This is a genomic window from Arenicella chitinivorans (assembly GCF_014651515.1).
GTDB lineage: Bacteria > Pseudomonadota > Gammaproteobacteria > Arenicellales > Arenicellaceae > Arenicella > Arenicella chitinivorans.
This window is the reverse complement of the sequence record NZ_BMXA01000002.1, coordinates 304023-325274: the sequence shown is the minus strand read 5'-3', so window position 1 is coordinate 325274 and position 21252 is coordinate 304023. Positions and strand designations below refer to the sequence as shown.

The following is a 21252-nucleotide window of genomic DNA, read 5'->3' as shown; positions in this document are numbered from 1 at the left end:
AGATTCGTCCTGTCAAACCCTCGGGGCAGACTACGCGATCCTGAGCGCAGCGAAGGATCTCCTCGCCCATTCCAGCAGATTGCCACGTCGCTACGCTCCTCGCAATGACAGAGAGCCGAGCATCTCAGTACCGCCCTCCCTCGGGCGGGTTGCACGCTTGTGAGCACCGCAAAGAATTTCACCAACCCAATCAGCGCTCATCCAAACTTTGCTGCGGCACCTTCTTCAGCTTCGTTACATCGTAACCAAATTGCGCGATTTTCTGCACTAAGCGTTCGTAGTCCGCATCCGCAATCGTTGGCGTTCGCGCCATGAGCCACACATAATCTCTGGCGTTGCGACCAATGATCACTTGCGAGTAATCCTCGTTCAGGTGAACAATTCGATAATCCGCCTTGATCGGCCAAATAAACTGCATGCCCCACTCGGCATTGCTTTGCGTGTCACGTACAAAACCCTTTGGCCTGTACGTCTTTTTTGGACCGTCGAACGCGCCTTTATTGAATGTGAAGGTGGTCGGGATATTGCCGTCGTCATCCAAAGCGTAGCTCTCCACCGCGTTGTACGCGTCACGCTCCAGAAACGTGGGAATATTGGCAATCACATACCAATCGCCCATAAATCGATTTAGATCAACCGTGGGCACGGTTGGCATAGGCGCGCGGGTAGCGCAGGCAGTGGCTAACAATGTCAAAATCAAAACCGACGATGCTCTTATGAAAGTCTTCATGCGGAGAGACAATAGCAAATCCGACTTCGATTTCTTGTCAAGACATCACTCTATCTCTGCCACCTGATAGAAAAAGTCCACAAATGCCATCGCCGCGTCCACCGCGCCGGCAACCTTGGGATTGGTTGACTCCACCACAAAATACTCGTCCGGTGCGTGTGCGCCTGAACCGTGGCCTATACCGAACTGACCGGCAGGCAACGACAACGGTGGTGCAGTGAACATGGCACCCGGCCATGAACCAGCGAGTCTTGGATTAAGCGTGGCATTCACGCCCGCACGACGATAGGTCGCCATTTCAGCTTGAATAATCCGACTGTCTTCGGCGGTTTCCGTTGGGTCGTAACCGCCACCGATTTTCATTTCAACATCTTTAAATCCACGCTCATCCAAATGCGCACGAAGTTTGGCTTCGGCTTCGGCGCGTGTTTGGTTTGGCACCAAACGTAGATCCATTTTCGCCACTGCTCGGCCTGGCAGAATCGTCTTGCCACCCGGGCCAGTGTAGCCCGCCACGAGACCTTCGATGTTTACCGTTGGTTGCGACGCCAAACGCTCCAGCGCTTGTTGGTACGGCAGATCATCAATCCAGTGTTGCACGCCTAATAGCTTTTTGCGCGTGGCTTCGTCGCTGCTGGCGGCGGCTTGGCCGATCAATTCTTTTTCACGCTCGGTGAGCGGACGCACGTTCTCGAACCAGCCATCAATCGCTGGGGTATTGCCATCCGACGTGACCAAAGTTTGCAAGGCCTGCACCAAACGCCAAGCCGGGGAATCGACCATGGCTTTCAGGCTCGAATGAATGTCTTTCTCAGGACCACGTCCCCAGCTCTCACCGCTGGCAACCAGTTCCAACTCCACAATGCCCTTGGCGCCCAGATTGACGCCGACATTGCCCTTGTCGTCCTGCCAGCCGATTGGAATAAAAATACCTTCCGACTCTTTCAGCTTCGCCATGATGTCCGGGCGACTCACAATCTGCTTAAAATGCGGTGAGCCGATCTCTTCTTCACCTTCCGCCACCAACACCAGATTCACCGGTGGCTTTACACCGGCTTCTTTCATGGCATGCAATCCCGCCAACAACATGGCCTGCGGGCCTTTCTGATTCACCGCGCCACGACCAACCATGGCTTTACCAAAACCAGGCTTATCAATGATCTTGCCCGCCAACGGTGGCGACGACCACTCCGCCGGATCATACTGCTTCACGTCATACATAAAATAGACCGCCAACGTGCGCTCGGCGCCGTTGTCCATGGTCGCCCACACACCCGGGTGCCCCTCGGTCGGCACAACCTCCGCCGCATCAAACCCCGCATCTAACGCCAACTTGCGCATATACTCCGCGCCTTCCGGCATATTCAAATCCTCCGCCGCAATCGACGGCAACGCGATCCACTCCTTCAAACGCGCAATCGACGCCGCCTTGCCTTTCTCAGCCGCCGCACGAATCACCGCATAGTCATCAGAATCCGACGCGAATACCAGTGACGCACTTCCAGTCACCGCAAACAAACCGGTCAACAAGGCAGTTTTCAACACGCCAAGGCGCACAGAAAAAGGGAAAGAACAAAAACGTTTACGCATAAGGCAACCCTGAATGATTTTATGGAAAGGTATTAATACCTGCATCCAAGGTAAACTACAAATCAAACGCGCGGTGAGGTGTTTGATTAACGGATGAGATGCCGGATTGCCGGCCCCCACGTCGCTGCGCGCCTCTCAATGACGTGCGATTCAATGGTGATACCCGTCAACCAATTACATCCGTCATACCCCAAGGGCAAGCTTCGCGCTTCTGAGGACAACAAAGATTCCCCTTCGCGTCACACCGTCACACCGTCACACCGTCACACCGTCACACCGTCACACCGTCACACCGCCACACCGTCATACCTTCAACCCATCACACCGTCATTCTGAGCGAAGCGAAGAATCTCACTCAACCCCAAAATCTGAATACTTACGGAAGCGAAGAATCTAATAACCCGAACTTACTCTCCACACGCCATTAATGACAACGATCTTTATTCAACGACACCTGCGCTAATTTTTTCTTGAGTGGATCCAAATAGTGCAAGGAAACCACCACGTCGAGCGCCAGCATATCCTTCACGTGTCTGTCGCTGCACAGTCTCGGCCCGATTACTTGCTCAATATACTGTTGATAATTTTGTCTCTGCGAAGAAGGGTTGTATTCCGTTATCTGATAGGTGACAACCATACCGCCGCTACTCGAATAAGCACCCTTTAGCATGGTCACCGAATCAATCATTTTACCTTTCTGGTCGTTGATCATTCGGATCGCCGTGTCTAAAGCGATTTCACGTTCGCTTCTCTCGCGAAAATAAAAGTAGTGCACCGCATACCAAACTACAGCGATGACCACCAACCCTTTTATTAATTGTCCCAAGACGCATTCTCCTTAACATTAGAAATTTGTATTCTCCCAGACCCTGTTCTCAAGCCTTTGGAAGCACTATCATAGTCGAATACGTCAAGCGATGAATTACAATTTTTACGCGCTTAACTTGTCCCCGATCACCTCAGTAAACATAACCACACCATTGACGCTGGTTCTCAGATTTGATGTAAGTAAATGACGACGCTAAGAACAATCGTATTTGGGCTAATCCTGATTTATCTGGTTGTCGCCATGCTGCTCGTCATTTTTCAAAGGCAGTTTTTGTATTTTCCAACGCCGGATGTCTCGCATAATTTTCCGGTCATGAGTTTGGAAAGTGGCGATGAGACAATCAATGTGATCACACTCAATCCAAAAAAGGCTAAGGCGATCCTTTATTTTGGTGGCAACGCAGAAACGGTTCTCTACAACGCGCAAGACTTTGCAGACTGGCTACCCGATCACACAATTTATTTGCTTAATTACCGAGGCTACGGCGGCAGCACCGGGGCACCGACCGAGCAAGGTTTGTACGCCGACGCACTCGCGCTCTACGATAAGATTCATCAGTCACATGACTCGGTGTCGGTGATTGGCCGCAGTTTGGGTAGCGGCGTAGCCACCTTGTTAGCCACCCAAAGGCCGCTAACATCCGTGGTATTGATCACACCCTACGACAGTATCCGCCAGGTTGCTCAAGACCTTTTACCGATCTACCCCATGTCTCTGTTACTCAAAGACCAATACGATTCATTGAGCCGCACCGGTCAAATAAACGCACCCGTGTTAATAATCACGGCAGAAAATGACCGGGTTATTCCAGCAAAACACGCAAACGCGTTGTTCCAAGCATTCGCGGATCAACAGGCGCAGCTAACAGTCATCGACGGAGCAGATCACAACAATCTATCGAGCGCGCCAGAGTATAGAAAAAGTCTTATAGATTTTATCGTTGCGCACTAATCTTTGAGTGCTACTACTAGCCCTGCTTTTCTATCAATCAAGAATCTGATTTAAGCCGGCGATAAACTCCGCTTTACCACCGTAAGACGGGTGGCGAACAGCGTGTATCCGATGGTTCGGAAATGCTCGTTGAGCGCACACAGTGCCCTTATTGCCCACACCAACAATCACCTCGGGTTGAAAAATACTCTGTAATTTTCTTAGATACCGTGCCCCAGAAGCCAGTTCTTTTGTCGTCGGTGCGCGGTTTTTATGTTTATTGCCTTTCGGGTGCGGATGAAACGGATACGCGTTCCAGCACAATGGGGTAACTTGTTTTTCCGTTAAATAATCCCACATGATCGTCGCCGTGTTTTCAGACTCGATTACGTCCAGAGTAATCTGCGAACGGAGTGACTTAAGAAACGGGTGATCGAACCGCTGAAAAATCTGCCCGCTACTAAATGGAATACCGGTTAATTTTCCACCTTTAAAACCAAGCGCTTCGCCAACCAGCAATATTGGCTTGTAACGCAATTGATCAATCGCTCGTAAATAGGCGTTCAAATTATTCGCGAGCGCCGGATCTAAATACGGGTTTTTAATGACCGACGTATTTCTCTTTTTACTCAATTGCAAAACAAAGTCATCGATTGAATTCATGACTACTCACAATGATGTCAGCGTAAAACTGAGTATAGACCCCGATTACTATATTAACGCGGAAAGAGAGCCCCGCTAAGTTACTCCCGCATTCAAAACTCATGGTCCTCTAAACCCAATTCTGTGCGCAAAAAATTAACATCAAAATCAAAGCTCGGATTATTTTTTTGCGAGTTTTCCAGCTCTTTCACCCAGTCAATTACCTGTGGTCGATCGGCCTCTGACTGGCTGCATTCGCGTGGCGTTTTATTGCCTAGCATTGGCACTGGCTCGTCGAGGGTTTTCAAATAATGCTCTTTTAGCCTTCTGTTGAGATGATCCTGCATTTCAGGAGTAAGTTCAGGTACGTCTCCAAAGCTGGGTCCTTGAGCGTTGCTAAACACATCCATCGACTCGCCGAGTTGATCGCCAAATTGTGCAGTGAGCATGTCACTCAACGTCTCGATTCGGACAGTGGAGTTGGCATGCAAGCTGATGCTTTTTTCACCCACATTCACCGTCCCCATTACCATTTGGTCGTCTCCTCGGGTTTCAATCCAATCAAAGTGTCGATCATTCGAAGACAAAAAGTGTGGCTGCTTAGAGAGCGCCTTTACAATCTCATCAGCAGGTACTTTCAACGGCCTAACCAGATTATGTTGGTTTAACTGATCACCATCAAAATTCACCAGTGACGGGGGTTCTGATATGATTTGATCGTAGGTGTACGACGCCCAAAGTTGGAAGTAGTAATCAGGCAACTGGTGATTAAATTCTTCAATGGCACCTGCCTCAAAATCATCTGGCATGTCGTCAAGTTCGCCTTGTTCGATATCTTCCTTAACCATATTTGTGATGTCAGTCACAAACTCGTCGCGTTGCTTTTGAATGCGGGCTACCGCGTCGCGCGGCAATGGCAAGATTGACTGAGTAAATATGGTTCGCGTTCCCACGCGCACCGGCTTGGCCAGAATCAAGTCCCAGCGCTGCAACTGCTTGGACGCCAACTTTTCAACAACTTTGATTTTTCTGCCCTCGGTGCCGGCTGGTCGAATAACTACCCAGCTGCCCGGGTTGACGTCGACTACTTCCCAAGCGTCGAACGTAGACTCCTGCATGGCCAGCAAATACATGCGTCCGGCAGGCCCTTCACGCCAACCTTTCTGCTTTAAATATTTTTGTAAAACGGAATCAGATTCGGGATGCCAAACCAGCGTGCAGGACTCTTCCATAACAAAATTGAGAATCATATCCGCCAGCTCATACTCTTCAAACAGCGCCAACAATTCATCAAAATCCAGGTCCAGCTTTTCGACCAATGGCCCAAGCAACTCGCTCTCGTAGTCCACGAGCCGTTTCACATGCGTATCGTCATTCAAAACAAACGCACGCAGGCGCTCGGTGGCTTGGTGAATTTCTTTGGCTTGTTTAGCAGCGGACATGATGAATCAAGGAACGTGTTTCAATGCACAAAGCTTATCTGCGATGGCCAATAAGTCAACAAAACCATTCGCCGTGATTTGTTTGTTCGTATCTTTTATTGCGGCGAAAAAGGATTCTGACCGCAAGAATCAAAAATCCGCAAACCAGATCTGGCCCATTGCTTAAAGTATTCGACAGTCGGTATCCAATAAACTTCGCCAGAAAAATACCCCCCTGCAGTTAGAGATCGTAATAATATTTAGGGGCAGATACAGATTTTCTATTTGACCTTACTAACCTTTAGTTTGTATCTGACCCCGATTTGATACGGATGAGATTGCCGGATGGCTGGGCTCGTCGCAATAACGAGCGATTCAATGGTCATACCCGTCAACCAAGTACATCCGTCATACTCCAAGGGCAGGCTACGCATTTCTGAGCGGAGCGAAGAATCTCAAACCACAAAATACCTTGGTAATCGCTAGCCGCCTATAACCGGTGCCAAATCACCCACGAGCACCTCCAAGTCACGCGTTATCTCAATTAACTCCTTCAGCAGATACGCATCCACATCCCGATGCCCTTCGTATTCAGCCAGGTTTCGCTGATGATGACATTTATCCAGAATTCGCCATTTGGCTTTTTCGAGCCCCAAAGTATGCTCTAAGCACTGAAACACAAGATAACGTGCATCCGATCGATATCCATGCCAACGCAACGCAGCGAGTGACAAGGCGTGAGCCGCACCATAGGCCAAGGCGAACTGACTATCAGGTGACAAACCAGCTATGGTCACGTCACTCAATTTAATCCTCGCTGCTGCCAACATGCCATCAAACTCTGTCTGGTCTGGTGGCTCCCGACGCAGTTGATTAATGTCGACGAGGTTTTCTAAAAATTGGTTGGCCATAACCTAATCCTCCGTGATTAGTGCGCAGCGTGTTTGATCCATAATTTGGGTTGTTCCATTACCCGGGTTAAAAAACTTTGATTTACCGCGAGTCGTTCATCAAACTCCTTACACGTTAACAAGGTCGGGTTGATGGTACGAGCTAGCGAATGTTCGGCCTCCGTTAGCGCCGTCATCACGTCAGCATAGCTTAGATCGTCGCCCACAAGCAACACATCGATGTCACTGGATGCGTGCTCACTGCCTTTGGCCACCGAACCGTATATAAACGCCTGCGATACCTTCGGTAAGATCATTTCCAGCGCAGTAGAGACCACCCCCACGACACCAAATGTTTTACGCACAATACCGCGCAATTCCGCAAATATCGGGTGCTGATGATTCGCCTGATAATGACTCTGATTCCCTTGTTCAACACGACTTAGCAAACCCACCGCCACAAGCTTTTTCAGCTCTCTGGCCACCGCCCCCTTTCCGACCGATGTTAGGCGCACAATCTCATTCAAATAAAAACTTTTTGCGGGATTGCCATACAATACCCCCAACACTTGTTGCTGGGTTTTGGTAAAGAGCGCGTCGCCGACTGAAGAATGAGTCATAACTTAAAAAAGGTACCATTTTGAGTACTATAAGTCTCAATTTGGTACTTGTCGAGCATTTATCCGTTTACATGTTCGACACTACCGTCATAGTTCAAGGGCAGACTACGCGCTTCAGAGCGAAGCGAAGAACCTCTCCTTTTACCAGCTTCCGACAGCGGGCGACCATTCCCCCTCACCCAAAAAATTAAACAGCAAATCCTGCAACGAGAGACCGTAATTCTCCAACATGGCTTTTTCTCCGGCGTCTTTCCAATCGGCTTGATTACAGAAAGCCACAAATGCCGCAAAGTCTTTGACTAAATTGAACACCAGTATGCGGGCCAACTGGTAGCTCAGGTTCTGTCCTTCATCGGGGCGACTGAAAGACTCACCCGACCAAAATTCTTGTATGGTTTCTTCGTTCCAGAAGCTCTGATGCTGATCAAACATTTCGTGCGAAATCGGTGAACTGTTGTGACCTTTTAACACCGCCTCCATGTTAACCGCGATGCCCTCGTCCAGCCAAAGCGGCAAATTCAAGTGTCGCACGAGCGCGTGTGACATTTCATGGGCAGCCACCACCTCAGTGTTTTCTATTTCGCCATGCGGAAAGATAAGATGACCGTACCCGTGATCAACAAACATACCACCGCTCAGTCCAAAGGTGCCTTCTTGTTTGCCGAAGTAACTGACATAGTCGTAATAACGGTCAGCGTCTTCGAACACCATCACAGCAAACTTTCCGACGCCATCATCGAGTGCGACACCCTCCAAAAACCGCAACAAACGCCGTCGGTTCGTTTCAAGCGAACTCAACAAGGCTTTATTGAACGGCACACTCTGACAAGACAACAATATAAAATTAGCCGACTCAGAAATCGCATACGCCTCGCCCAGGTCAGACTGCAATGACCTCAGCCAGCTATACGCAATATTGCTCCAAAGGTCATCCTGATCCACATCTGAAAAATCACGATCCGCCTTTGAGTAAATAGCCTCCCAGTTCATTCTGTGAAGACCATGAACTCTCTCGGATTCATCGGTTACCCACTCTAATACTTGGCGGTTGTAGTCCGTTTTCTTTGGGGTAAACAGTGTGAATAGGAATTTTGAAATTGGCATTACGAGACTGGTAAGAAATGTGATCGGGAATTGGAGTTTGGGTGCTTTTTAACTTCGAGTAATTTTGTGGAAAGTTATTAGTACCTTACCGAGGGCGAACTACGCAGTTTTGAGGACAACAAAGATTCTCCCGTCCCATCACACTGTCATACCCCAAGGGCAGGCTTCGCGCTTCTGAGCGCAGCGAAGAATCTCAGAAAACGAGGTACCAACGCAAGAAATCTACAAACCAGACTCCTCGATCTCAGCCAAAGTCTTCCCCGACTCAGAGCGCCAGGACACACGACCGTTATCAGGTCGACCCAACAATATTGCTGACGCAGCGGAAGGCGAATTGAATAAGTAGTCCACCGTCAGTTCAAGCCGATCACCTTTCGTAACAAGACCACCAGAGTCAACGAGTTGCTGTTTGATTCGCAAGTAACCCGGAGCGAGCTTGCCTTCGCCCATGTCGGTCAGCGCTTCTGAGCCTTTGAGTACAACCACACCCTCATCAGTTAGCATCGCGTTCGCATTTAGTTTCTTGTAATTCAAAGTCAGCGGAATGCTGGTATCGACACGCTCGCCACTTGAGCTATCAACTGTTTTCGATTCAGAAACTCGAGTGTAAACGGGCTCTAGAAAACGATGCCCTAACACACCCATCAGCACTTTAATATTGCCAATAAACTCTTCCATCGAATCACGATCTGAACGTGGCAATGAGGATTGAGTAGGAATATTACCGTTTTCCAAAACGCACCGCCCAACTTCACTGGCAATTCTCACCAAGCGAGACTCCAAATACTTGATATGCGATTTAGTTAAGTTCTCATCTTTATTGGTAAAGAAAACAGCCTCCCGCCAAAAGTCCTTTTTGACCGAGTGGTTTAACAAGCGATCAAGCACGTTCTCAGACTCACCAATATAGACAAAGGGGTTTGCTGATGTCTCCTCTAGACCCAATAGGAAATAAACGCCCGGCGACTTTGATTCTTCCCACTCACGTAATTCAGCGATACGTTTTCGCGGACAACTAATCGCCTGGCCAGTCCAATTTACGATCTCCGCATGTTTCAGGCCAGTTGGGGTCCCGTCAGCGAGATAGACTCTGATGCTTTTTCCGTATGCCATAATTATATTTTGCGCCGACCTATCCGATTATCAGGCAAGTCATCAATAAATCGCGCCAGAAGATATTCTTCAAGCGCAGAAGCTTCAAAAAATGATTCGTCTGGAACGGCCCATGTTACCACTGAGGATGGCTCTGACGACCAAACGTGCTGCGCTGCCACAACACACGATTTTTTATCCTCTCCATATCTGAAATAACTGCTGATTCGATAGCAGAGAGGCTGCTGTGACGCTTTTCCTATATACAGCACCTGAATGTCGTTGCAAATTGCATAAATACCGTAGCGATCCCCAAAAGGATACCCACTTGGCCACCCAAACTGGTCTCCTAATGGCCTTAGTAAATAGAGGTCACTTTGCTCAATTGGGGGCAAATCAGGATGACGAAATGTCTTCTCGAAATCCTTCACAGCTGAATCGATTTGGTCAATTGTAACCACGGCTCTTCTCCTTGTATGTTATGTTAATCGTTCAAACGTTCAAAAAATGCGTGCCATATTAACCAGGGTCAGATACAGAAGGTTTTTCTGCCCCCGACTAAATTGCGTCTTTACAGTCATCAATAATAAACTCCGCACCTATTCAACACGCCCCAACATGCCATTAACATCAGTAGACTTGATGTACCGCGCCGGGTTATCGATATCCTTTGCAACTTCGTCGAAGTGTTTTTCGCCGCATTTGATTTTTGCGCTCTCAAGATGGCGAAGGTCGTCCCACCACGTGCTGCCTTTTGTTTCAACAACGAAGTAGAGCTTTTCTTCATCCTCATCTTCTACCACTACCGCCCAGTCGGGGTTGTAGGTTCCTAGAGGTGTAGGAACCTTGAACCATGCTGGTAACTTGGCATAAACTTTGACCTTCTCATTCTTTTCCAAATCTTCGGCGAAGGTTTTCTCCACGCCACCTGAGTCATAGACAACATGGGTGTAAACCGACTTTTGCGTTTCCAAGGTGTTCTTTAGATAGCCTTTCAGTTCTTCTTGCTTGAAAAGCTCTTGAGCGTAGAAATGATCGTCACCGATTTTTGTATATCGAATGCCGTCTACCAACGCCAAGCGCTTAGTGCGGTTTATCGCTTCAGAGCAATAGTCCATAAATTGTTGCGGGTTACGTGTGAAGTCTTGAAGTCTTCGGCTATCGCGAAGTATCTGTACGATACTTTTGCGTGTTAGCTGGGTTTTATCCTGTAGGTCAGTGATAATGTCCGGCAACTCGATATCATTTTCATGAATCGTAGTGAAGCCAGATGCCGACGTCTCGCCTGCTGTGACACCACCTTTACCAATAGCAATATCAGCCTTTCGGAATTGCGCACGGGTCTTGGTAATTGGTGGGCATGCACGAATGGCTTCCGCACAATCGTTGATAAGCTTGAGGTTATCAAAATCCACGCGGTAGGTGGTTTTGTATTTAATACGATCCCAAAGCGCCTTGAATTCATCAGATTCCAGCACAGCTTCCCGTGTACGAATAATTCTACGATCATCGGCATTTTTAATATCGAGCTTGCCAGCCAGCTTGCGCAATACACCTTGAATATCAGACGCGACTATTCCTGCCTGTGCCTCACCATGCGCCTCAACCAGCTCTTGCTTAATTTCTTCAGGCAGTTCAAAAGTGCCATCTTTCAATGCTGCTCTAAGTGTATCTTGAACTTTGCCTTTGGCATCGACAAAGTTCTCGTCTTTTAAGAACTGCCAGACCTTTTTAGATTGATCAAAGCCAAACGCTTGCGGCTCGCCTGTATCGGATACGACTTTGATGTCGGCAAATTGGTGCTCTTCAACAATGCCGAACCGTATGCCTGTATCTTGTTCGATTTCCTTTTGCAGATTTTCAGCAAACTTCTCGTAGTTTTCTGTAGCGATGACGGTCAGCGTGTTTATCTCATTGCCTCGCAAACGCATACCGTTTTGATCTACACATAGGCGCAACCCACGGCCAAGTGTTTGGCGTCTTTCACGCTCGCTGCCCATATCGCGCAAGGTGCATATCTGGAATACATTAGGGTTATCCCAGCCTTCTTTCAGCGCGGAATGAGAGAAGATGAACTTCAGCTTGGTGTCAAAGCTAAGCAGTTTCTCTTTGTCTTTCATAATCAAGCTATAGGCACGTTCTGCATTGTCTCGACCTGCTTGGTTGTTTTCTGCTGTTTCGACTGACTTGCCTTTTTTGTCGATAGAGAAGTATCCGTTATGCACTTCAGCGGCGTCAGAATCCAAGTCAATTTCTTTAAACAGGCTTTGATAGTCTGCCGACTTCGCTAGCTTGCGATACTCTTCCTCGAACATCTTGGCATACTTACCCAAGACAACATTGCCGTGTTCATCATATTGACGGTAATGCTCAACACTATCGATAAAGAAAAGGCTCAATACTTTGATAGGCTGCTTATTAGCGGCAAAGGTTAGTTCTTTATCAAAATGCTCTTTGATCGTTCGGCGGATCATGAGGCGTTTTATTTCATCAGGGTCTACGCCACCAATGGCCTCACCCACTTTGAGGGTTTGATCAAAACCATCACCCTTAACTTCAACTGCCTCATTCCCTTTTTTGCAAGTGATTGAGCCTATTTGAATATTTTCGTAAAGAGGTAGTCCAGTTTCTTGCTCTAGGTCATCGCCATCACCCACGGTAATAATATTTGGCTTTTCACCTTTCCCATGCACCTCTAGTTTTGCAGTAATGACATTTTTTCTGTTATTTGTTTCTAATAGTCGTATATAGGGCTTATTTTTGCCCGAAGTGATTTCTAATGATGCGATCTCGATTTGTTTTACCAAGCCACGCTCATAGGCATCCACCGCATCAAGGCGAAAGGCCATGTGGTGTTTATCGACATGGGTGGCAGAGTAACGCAGGGTACAAAGCGGGTTCATTGCCGTTAGGGCTTCTTTCCCTTTACCTGTCAAACCACCATCGACGCTCTGAGGCTCATCAACGATAATGATTGGATTGGTGGCACGAACCAGATCAATCGGCTTCTCGCCGCCTGTATTCTCATTTTCTTTATAGAGGTTGTTTACATCCCTCTTGTTAATAGCACCAACCGTCGTGACCATAATTTGGATGTTGGAACTTGTAGCAAAGTTACGCACCTGCCCAAGCTTCTTTGAGTCATAGAGAAAGTACTCATAGCCCTTTGCTTTGGGATACAAGCCTTCAAAGTGCTCTTGGGTGATTTGCAATGTTTTATAGGTGCCTTCTTTAATGGCAACGGATGGCACAACAATCACGAATTTGGTGAAACCGTAATTTTTATTCAGCTCGAATATTGTACGTAAATACACATAGGTTTTACCCGTTCCCGTTTCCATCTCAACGGTAAAGTCACCACTAGCGAGCTTTTCTGAGGGGCGTAGGCCGTTCATCAACTGAGTTCTACGAAGGTTTTCTTCGATTTCCTCATCAATCAATATCAGTCTATTTCCAATACCTAAACCACTTTCCATCCGGCCAGAGCCCGTTTCTATCCAGTCCGCTGTTTGTTCCTTGGGTATCGTCACCGTGAACTCAGAGCGTGATATTTCCTGCCCTTTAAACAGGTTCACGACTGAATCAATCGCGGCCTTCTGATAATCGAGATCATCTTCAAAATGCAGCTTCATCATATCAAGCTCTTAGCCTCCAATTGTCTTCGAGAACATCCAGTAATTCATCCTGCCTCGTGGCAAGATAATCCGGAGTCCATTCGGAGCTTTTTAGAACTTGTGTTGTCAGCACATAGGAAGACACTCCTTTCTTACCAGCAAAGTAAGCGTCTTTCTTTCTAACAAAGTCATAGTTCTGAGCTTGAGAATTTCTCCGTCTGTTCAAAGGTACTAGATTAGCTATCTTATGTACCCACTCTTTCCTTTGCTGCGGATCAGGCCATAAAGAAGCCCAATCACTAGCGGGGTCCACCGTTTGCGGTAATACGTGCTCAATGGTCAGAACTGTTGGGTCATAAGACGCAGCCCCATCAGATAGGAATGCATCAAGGCGAAGTATTAGGTAATTGCGCCTCCGCGGAGTAAGCTCGTAAATGTTACCAGCTAGGGCATTACGCATTTTTTCTTTTTCAACCTCAGTTAGCTCTACCGCCTTAACAGGGGATGCTAAGGAATGATCACCCTCTAGCGCTAAAAGCACCTCGTTGTAACGCTCAATACGTTCGTTAATATTTAGAGCGCACACGTGCATAAACGCGGCTAATCTCTCTAAACTCTGGAAAAACCACGCCACGTATTCCGGATCGTCTTTCTTTGCGGATAAAAACTGGATCGCTGTTGGAATCCAGTCAGAGTTATCAATCCTGTTGAGCCAGCGTAGATACCTGTTTACTCCCTCGGCGTGAGACACTGCCTCATAAGAACTCTGCCTCACAATGGCAAGGGCATTCGCGTATGGTTCGAGCACTTCCGAGATAAGCGTGTTGGGTTCAGATACTTTCTTTAGTACGTGCTCACGAAACTCTTCAAGCAATGATCGCTTGGCTTTCTCCTTCGCATAGATCATTCGAACGTAGGTAAAAAGATCATTGAATCCACTGCGCGTTAGCTCGACTTCCATATCTTCCCATCGTTCGTTGTAATCATCCCGCTCCTTCTCAGACTGCAATTTCCCGATAATATCCGCTTTAATGATATCTGTTGGTTGTAAGTCCAAGCCACGACTATTCATGACTGAGAAAACGCGAAATGCTGATTGCTGGCTTGGAGTAGAAACTGCTACAAGGAAGCACCGCTGAACCAAAAACGAACCAAACTCTAATATCTTCGATTGCTCACCTTTGAATGCAGAGTCAATTTTTTTGGAGAGTAAAAGTGCATTCTTCATGATGTTCTTTTGGGACTCATTTTGAAGCTGAGTCTCATCTTTATCAAACAAGGCTTCAAAACTCTGGTTTTGAATATACTGCGTAAAAAAGACTCGATCTCTTTCCCGCAGCATTAATCGTGGCTTTGGTTCAAGCCCTTGTGACTTTCTACCCGGTTCTTTTAGATAGTTTGTAAAATCGGCTCTATCTTCTGGATCAAGATTTGATGTGATAACTGCAAGCAATATTGTGAGTGTTGTAAGGCGCTGTTGCCCATCAATGACTTCGGAATATGGGTTGTCTTCCTTTTTTATCAATACGATACTGCCCAAAAAATAGCCTTCGTCGGGCTCAGTGCTATAGAAATCAAACAAATCATCGAAAAGCTCTGAAGCCTGGTCGACAGTCCAAGCGTATGGACGCTGGTAGGATGGAATGACATATTCAAACTCCGAACTGAATATTTTTGCAAGGGGATACTCTGCACCGCTGATCTTTTTGCTCATTCTTATACTCCTTTATAAGCTGCGAACATGGGTAATGCCATTTTGCTCTAAAATGGCGGCCATGTTAGTTTTTGAAACATCGTCACGGAAAGCGCTATCACGGAAGAACACATGAGTATCGGAGCTTGGCGCAAGCTCGCCATGCCAAGCGATAATGGCTTGTGCTATGTCCTCGACTTGCTCACGACTAATCGATTCATCCAAACAGGCGAAGAGAACGCCATAGCCGATGCTATAGATATTTTTACCAGAAACTTCACGGCTTTCGATAGGTACGGCTAGGTCCACGCCACGTTTTAACAATAATTCATATAGAACATCCTGTTCGGTGCGACCCTCAATAAGGTGCTCTTCATGAGAAAGAAGGCTTGCTTCAAGGTCTGTTCGGTCGGGATTCCACGCTTGGATATTCGATCCACCTAGCTTAAAAACTCTAAATCCAACGTCAACTTCAACATTCTCAGTAAGAAGATCTTCGGCATTTTCCGCGGCTATACGAATCCTCGAAGCAGATGACTTTATCCTAGTTTTCCCAATATCGGCGATAGTTTCATAATCTTCGTAACCAGTAGGCTCAGGAAGCTGAACCATAATAAAGCGACGATTTACTCCCTCTTCCAAATTCAATTGAAATACTGCATCGGCAGTGCTACACGACCCTGAAAAAAAGTCTAAAACTATTCCTGGGTCTTCTTTCGGACATCCAATTTGAAGCATTCTTTTTATAAGTCTGGTCGGCTTTGGAGTCTCAAAAACTGAGCCGGAAGTTGCAAACTCAACTTTGTCTACGAGGTCTCTCTTAGCTTCTTGAGTGTGGCCTACATCCTCAAACTTCCAAAGAGTTTGAGGAACTCGGCCTTGCATTACTTCTGATAAGAATATCTTAGGGGCTGGCACATTATTTCCGTCTTGTCCCCACCAAATTCTATTGTCCTTATCCATCTCCCAAAACTTTTCCTCCGAGTATTTCCAATAAAGGCCTCTTGGCGGACCTTCTACTACTCGACCACTTGGGCAAGTTATTGAATAAGTGCCTTTGCTATAATAATTCCTAGCTGCCAAGTTATTAGGTCTCCATGGGCCTCTTGGGTCATCATCTGGATTCTTGTATTTTGAGTTTTGAGCTTCAGTTCTCGGTAACAATCCCGGCATCCATTCGTCAGAATTTTTTGCATATACCAATATAAAGTCATGATCCTGAGAAAAGTGCTTGGCACTACTTTTGGGGGCATAAACTTTTTGCCAAATAACAGTATCTATAAAGTTTTCTTCTCCAAATATTTCGTCACATATTTTTTTAAGGTTGCTTTGCTCGTTATCGTCAATCGATATAAAAATAACACCGTCTTGCTGGAGTAAATTTTTTGCCAACCTAAGCCTCGGGTACATCATTGAGAGCCAGTTTGCATGCTTTCGACCTGTTGTCTCAGTATTCGAAGAAAACTTCACACCATCATCATCTACCTGACCCGTGTACTTTAAATAGGTGTCTAGATTCTCCTGAAATTTATCTGGATAAATGAATTCTTTCCCTGTGTTATAGGGCGGATCGATATAGATCATCTTGACTTTGTTGGCGTAGCTCTTTTGCAGAAGCTTCAGAACTTCAAGGTTATCGCCCTCAATAAATAAATTCTGAGTAGTATCCCAATCGACACTCTCATCTGGACATGGCAGTAGTGTACCAGTGGATGGTGTTAATGCGATCTGACGCGCTTTCTTTTTACCGTGCCAGTTAAGGCCGTATTTTTCTTCTCCCTCATCCAAAACAGATGCATCACCCAGCAATTGACGAAGGGTGTCAAAGTTCACACCGCCTTCTGAAAAGGCATCGGGAAACAGCTCTTTCAGTTTTGAAATATTTTCAGATACGATATCGGCGCTTTGGCCGTCTTCTAACTCTACTTTTTTCATTTCGCTTCCCATTTTAAACCTACAATATTCTTTCTAAAGACTGCCTTTGATCTTGGCAATCTCATCATTGATCTTTTTGATTTGAGTATTCAGCTCAACCTGCTTACCCATCTGTTTTATTTTTTTCAGCTTGTTCGATATTTCTAATCGCCGTGCCTCAAGCCTTTCCAACTCTCGCAATCTATCTAACCTCGCGGTACTGGACGCTTTTTCATTTGGTTGGCCAGTCTTCATAAGAGAAAAATCACCATTATGCTCAGCGCACTTAATGGCTATCAACCTCTCTATCAAAGCCTGATAGAAGGCAAAGAAATTGGTGAACGGCAGGTTATTTATTTTGAGGCTTTCAAAGAAGCTCATCTCCGCTGCGCTTACTGAGGCCAAATTGATCCAATACGAATGTATGCTGTCTTCTATAACCCATTTCTCTTTATCTGCTTGATTAATGCGTTTATCAGCCAGTACTAACGATAGGCTTTGTGAGCCGTCTTTTTCACAGGTAAAAAGAATTACGAGCGGGTATGGAATGGCGCGATTGATAAAATGCGCTATTCGCTGGTATATGTTTTTGTTACTTACAGAGTTTGATAGCTCGACGTGCAAAATAGCTATCTCGGGGTATTCACGTTCGCTGTCTTTGTACGGCGCTATATTGATCGTGTTTGGCTTTAGGGTGTAGAGCCAGCGTATTTTTTCAACATTGTCTTTTAGGGCTTTTTTATCGGCAGCATCCAGAATGGATTTTTTGCCATTCGTAGCTTCTGAAAACATCTTCTTGAAAATGGGCTTGTTCAGCTCGCATGAGCTTGGAACGCCTAAATATTCAAGAAAATTGTCAAAGCTAATAGAGCGGGTAGATGTGGCATTACTTGTCATGCTTGCGATGCCTCCCTTTTACCAGAACCAGCCGCAGCGCTTTCCACCAATATAAGATAGGAAACTACCGCGAAGTCTTCTATGCCTTGGCTACTGGTGGCAGTGAGTACCGTTCCACCTTTGGTGAATAGGCTCTCAACACCTTTTTCTTCACTTTTACCTGCAATGCTATCAACTGCAATGGCTAGTAAGTGTTGGTAATGCTCAAGATCGCGACCGCTATTTGTCTTGCTGTTTATAACTTCAACGCAATCTGTTTCTACTTCACTGTGGATGAAGGCTTGTCGTTTAAGTAAGTCCAGCACCTTTTTGCTCTGTGTGAAGTTCAGCTCTACCACGGCATTGTCCGAAACATAGACGAGAAAATATGGCGCTAATGGGTAGTTATCATCGACGGGTACGGCATCGACGCCTTGTCGAATATTCTTTAAGCAGAAAACGACACCTTGCGTAATGCCATCATTCTTTAAATCCTCATCCAGTGGCACAACCGAATATAGGCCGTATGGCGCTTGCTCCAGCTTCGCCATGTTAGATCGGTGATCCTTATTCATGTAATCCGACAAATCCATGCGGAAGTCATTAAGGGTGAGGTCTGTAATCGATACACCGCCAGGCATGTCTTCCAGATCAACAACTGTATCTTTGAGCTGCTGTAATTGCTTACGGCGATATTCGAGGTCGTTCATCTCGGTCGCATTCTCATCGATTACGTTCTCTTCACCTGTTGCAGAGATATCGAGAAGCACCATACGGCCAGAGACTCTGGCTTCTAGATTGATATACTCATCAAGCTCCATGTTAGGCCAGAAGTGGACTAGCTGAATCTGGGTATTTTTAGAGCCAAGCCTGTCTACACGGCCAAAGCGCTGAATGATACGCACTGGGTTCCAGTGAATATCGTAGTTAATCAGTGTGTCACAATCCTGTAGGTTCTGCCCTTCACTGATACAGTCGGTTGCTATGAGTAAATCGATTTCACCCACTGCATCGGGTGCAACCTTATTGCGCTCTTTGGAAACTGGCGAAAAGGCGGTAAGCAGATTATTCAAATCAGAGCCAACACCAGCCAGTGTGGTTTTATTCGTTCCGCCGCCTGTTATGAGTGCGCTGTGAATACCTAGCTCTTTCTGTGCCCACTCGACGAGATGGGCATATAAATACTGAGCTGTATCCGCAAACGCGGTAAAGATGATGACTTTTTTGTTATCGGGGTTTAGCGGTGCATGAACCTTTGACTTAATTTCTTGCTTGAGCAGTTCAAGTTTTGCATCTCGTGCGGCAGTGACTTTTTTCGCATCATCGATAATACTATCGAGCAACACGCGGTCGGCTTCAAGTTCTTGTCTGAAGCGAATTAAGTCCATATCTTGAATGAGCACTTTGGTTTTGTTGCCCAGCATGTATGGTTCAAACTCTGGCGCGTTGAGTTCTACGTCTTCAATTTCTTCAATGTTTAATTCAAATAGCTCATCACTTTCATGGGCGTCGATCTTTGCGAGCAAGCTTTCCACCTGATTAGCTAGCTTGGTTGCCGTTAGCGTGAAAGAGTGGATTGAGCTTTCCATACGCTTTAGTAGGTTAACGCGCATGAGGTGAATTAGACTTTCTTCACGGTCTAATTGTTTGAATACCCCTTTACCACCACCAACGGCTTTATCGTATCGTCTTGCGTATTCTGCCTTGAGGTCGTTGCGAACAAATTTTAACGGCGAGTATCCAGCCAAAGATAAGCGCCTGATAGTCTTGTTAACGTCTTTGAGTGGTGGGAATTCATCTGATAGGTCGATATCTGCATAGACGTTTTTGGGCGGCAAACGCTTGGGGAATTTGCCGATATCGGCGGTTCCATAGTATTTTTCAATGTGTTTACGTGATCGAGCAATGGTGACGATATCCAGAAGCTTGAAATAGTCAAAGCTCATGCTGTCTAGCAAGGTCGCTGTAGTGCGGCTTTCAGCGGGTTCTTTCGCCCATTGATTAAATTGCTTCTGTGCCAACCGTAAAGTGCTATCGATGTTCTTGATGCCAGAATCTACAAACGCATCATCTCGCCCTTCGGTGATAAACGCGACCTGATTTTTCAGGTCGTTCATGCGGTTATTAACGGGTGTGGCAGAGAGCATTAACACTTTGGTTTTAACGCCTGAACGAATAATATCGTCTAGCAGTCGTTCGTATCGGGTCTTGCCATCAGCTTTATTGGGGTTGTTTCTGAAATTGTGGGACTCATCAATAACAATCAGATCATAGTTGCCCCAATTGAGGGTTTCGAGATTAATTTCACCCGACAAACCCTTAGTGCGGCTCAGGTCGGTGTGATTGAGCACATCGTAATTAAAGCGGTCATTCGCAAGCAGGTTGCGTTTATCGTTTATTGTGTAAACCGTCCAGTTATCCCTTAGCTTTTTGGGGCAAAGAACCAGTACACGGTCATTTCGTAACTCGTAGTATTTAATTACCGCTAACGCTTCGAAGGTTTTACCCAAACCTACGCTATCGGCAATGATGCAGCCGTTGTGTTTTTCCAGCTTATCAATCGCGCCTAAAACGCCATCCTTTTGGAATTTGTAGAGTTTGTTCCAAACTATGGTGTCTTTAAAACCAGTTTTGCTTTTGATGATATTTTCTTCATCGATATCTTCTAGGAAGTCTTTGAAAATATTGTAGAGCGTAAGGAAATAGATGAAGTTCGCAGGCTGATCGGCGGCGATAAAATCAAGCTTTTCAATCAGCTCATCTTTTATATTTCTAGCACTTGTTTCATCCGCCCATATGCCGTCGAACCACGTCATTAACTGCTTAGTGGTTTCTGTATCTGAGATGCCTGTATTCATTTGGAGGCTGTCAGAGCGAACATCGCCAAGCCCACTTGGTGAGAGGGTCGCGCTACCATGAACCGCAAAACTCCCGTCGGTAGACTGAAGGTGTATTAGGTTAGGGCCAGCTTGTCGGTGCTTGCTAGCCTTAACATGTACTCTGGCTTTAAGCCCCTCTTTTTTCAGCCAGCGGGCACACTCAGCCGCTATTCGTTTTTGGTCTAGTCGATTTATGAGCCTCAGTTCCTGTTCATTGCCGATGATGGATTGAAGGCTAAGTTCACTTTGCCAATCCGTTAGGAATAGTCGAGTTTCTTGAAGTTTGGACAATTCCTTTTTGAGTGAAGCGAACCCGTACAGTGTAAAGAGGCTAGAAAGTACGGCTAGCTTATTTTCCTCAAATGAGCGCTTTTTTAGTTCGTCGCCGACATACCCATTGTTTTTATTATCTAATAACACTCAAAGCT

Annotated in this window: 16 protein-coding genes; 1 reads left to right on the top strand and 15 read right to left on the bottom strand. The window is 46.3% G+C overall.

Going from position 1 to position 21252, the window contains the following annotated elements; translation table 11 throughout:
* Positions 1–190 precede the first annotated feature (190 nt).
* The 3 genes from IE055_RS06615 to IE055_RS06605 all read right to left on the bottom strand — a co-directional run bounded on the left by IE055_RS06615 (position 191) and on the right by IE055_RS06605 (position 3146).
* Positions 191–730: a lipocalin family protein gene (locus IE055_RS06615; protein ID WP_189399232.1), complete on the bottom strand. Its 540-nt coding sequence runs from the start codon at positions 728–730 to the stop codon at positions 191–193.
* A 45-nt stretch (positions 731–775) separates the two neighbouring features.
* Positions 776–2320, bottom strand: coding sequence for a M20/M25/M40 family metallo-hydrolase (locus IE055_RS06610; protein WP_189399231.1), 1545 nt, complete (start codon positions 2318–2320; stop codon positions 776–778).
* A gap of 424 nt (positions 2321–2744) precedes the next feature.
* Entirely contained in the window at positions 2745–3146 is a 402-nt protein-coding gene (locus IE055_RS06605) for a hypothetical protein (RefSeq protein ID WP_189399230.1), read from the bottom strand.
* A gap of 186 nt (positions 3147–3332) precedes the next feature.
* Here IE055_RS06605 and IE055_RS06600 point away from each other — a divergent pair, with 186 nt between their 5' ends.
* A complete protein-coding gene (locus IE055_RS06600; RefSeq protein WP_229794177.1) occupies positions 3333–4100 on the top strand; it encodes an alpha/beta hydrolase in 768 nt (255 codons plus the stop codon).
* A 33-nt stretch (positions 4101–4133) separates the two neighbouring features.
* Here the strand turns inward: IE055_RS06600 and IE055_RS06595 are convergent, their stop codons facing one another.
* The 12 genes from IE055_RS06595 to IE055_RS06540 form a co-directional block, all read right to left on the bottom strand.
* Complete coding sequence (locus tag IE055_RS06595) at positions 4134–4742, bottom strand: uracil-DNA glycosylase (protein WP_189399229.1); 609 nt, start codon at positions 4740–4742, stop codon at positions 4134–4136.
* Positions 4743–4834: 92 nt separating this feature from the next.
* Positions 4835–6163, bottom strand: a complete 1329-nt coding sequence (locus tag IE055_RS06590) for a hypothetical protein (protein WP_189399228.1) — start codon at positions 6161–6163, stop codon at positions 4835–4837.
* A gap of 461 nt (positions 6164–6624) precedes the next feature.
* Positions 6625–7053 (bottom strand): hypothetical protein, encoded by a 429-nt coding sequence (locus tag IE055_RS06585; RefSeq protein WP_189399227.1) that lies wholly within the window; start codon positions 7051–7053, stop codon positions 6625–6627.
* A 17-nt stretch (positions 7054–7070) separates the two neighbouring features.
* Positions 7071–7652, bottom strand: a complete 582-nt coding sequence (locus IE055_RS06580) for a nucleotidyltransferase domain-containing protein (protein WP_189399226.1) — start codon at positions 7650–7652, stop codon at positions 7071–7073.
* Positions 7653–7793: 141 nt separating this feature from the next.
* A complete protein-coding gene (locus IE055_RS06575) occupies positions 7794–8756 on the bottom strand; it encodes a hypothetical protein (RefSeq protein WP_189399225.1) in 963 nt (320 codons plus the stop codon).
* 222 nt (positions 8757–8978) lie between these two features.
* Positions 8979–9869: a GIY-YIG nuclease family protein gene (locus IE055_RS06570; RefSeq protein ID WP_189399224.1), complete on the bottom strand. Its 891-nt coding sequence runs from the start codon at positions 9867–9869 to the stop codon at positions 8979–8981.
* A gap of 2 nt (positions 9870–9871) precedes the next feature.
* Positions 9872–10309 carry a hypothetical protein gene (locus IE055_RS06565; RefSeq protein WP_189399223.1) on the bottom strand — a complete coding sequence of 146 codons (438 nt, stop codon included), beginning with the start codon at positions 10307–10309 and terminating at the stop codon, positions 9872–9874.
* A gap of 138 nt (positions 10310–10447) precedes the next feature.
* Complete coding sequence (locus IE055_RS06560; protein ID WP_189400270.1) at positions 10448–13480, bottom strand: type III restriction-modification system endonuclease; 3033 nt, start codon at positions 13478–13480, stop codon at positions 10448–10450.
* A 4-nt stretch (positions 13481–13484) separates the two neighbouring features.
* Positions 13485–15176: a DUF262 domain-containing protein gene (locus tag IE055_RS06555; RefSeq protein WP_189399222.1), complete on the bottom strand. Its 1692-nt coding sequence runs from the start codon at positions 15174–15176 to the stop codon at positions 13485–13487.
* A 12-nt stretch (positions 15177–15188) separates the two neighbouring features.
* Positions 15189–17090 carry a site-specific DNA-methyltransferase gene (locus IE055_RS06550; protein ID WP_189399221.1) on the bottom strand — a complete coding sequence of 634 codons (1902 nt, stop codon included), beginning with the start codon at positions 17088–17090 and terminating at the stop codon, positions 15189–15191.
* A 33-nt stretch (positions 17091–17123) separates the two neighbouring features.
* A complete protein-coding gene (locus IE055_RS06545) occupies positions 17124–17966 on the bottom strand; it encodes a DUF4391 domain-containing protein (RefSeq protein WP_189399220.1) in 843 nt (280 codons plus the stop codon).
* A complete protein-coding gene (locus tag IE055_RS06540; RefSeq protein WP_189399219.1) occupies positions 17963–21244 on the bottom strand; it encodes a helicase-related protein in 3282 nt (1093 codons plus the stop codon). Before IE055_RS06540 ends, IE055_RS06545 begins: the two co-directional genes overlap by 4 nt.
* Positions 21245–21252: the final 8 nt, after the last annotated feature.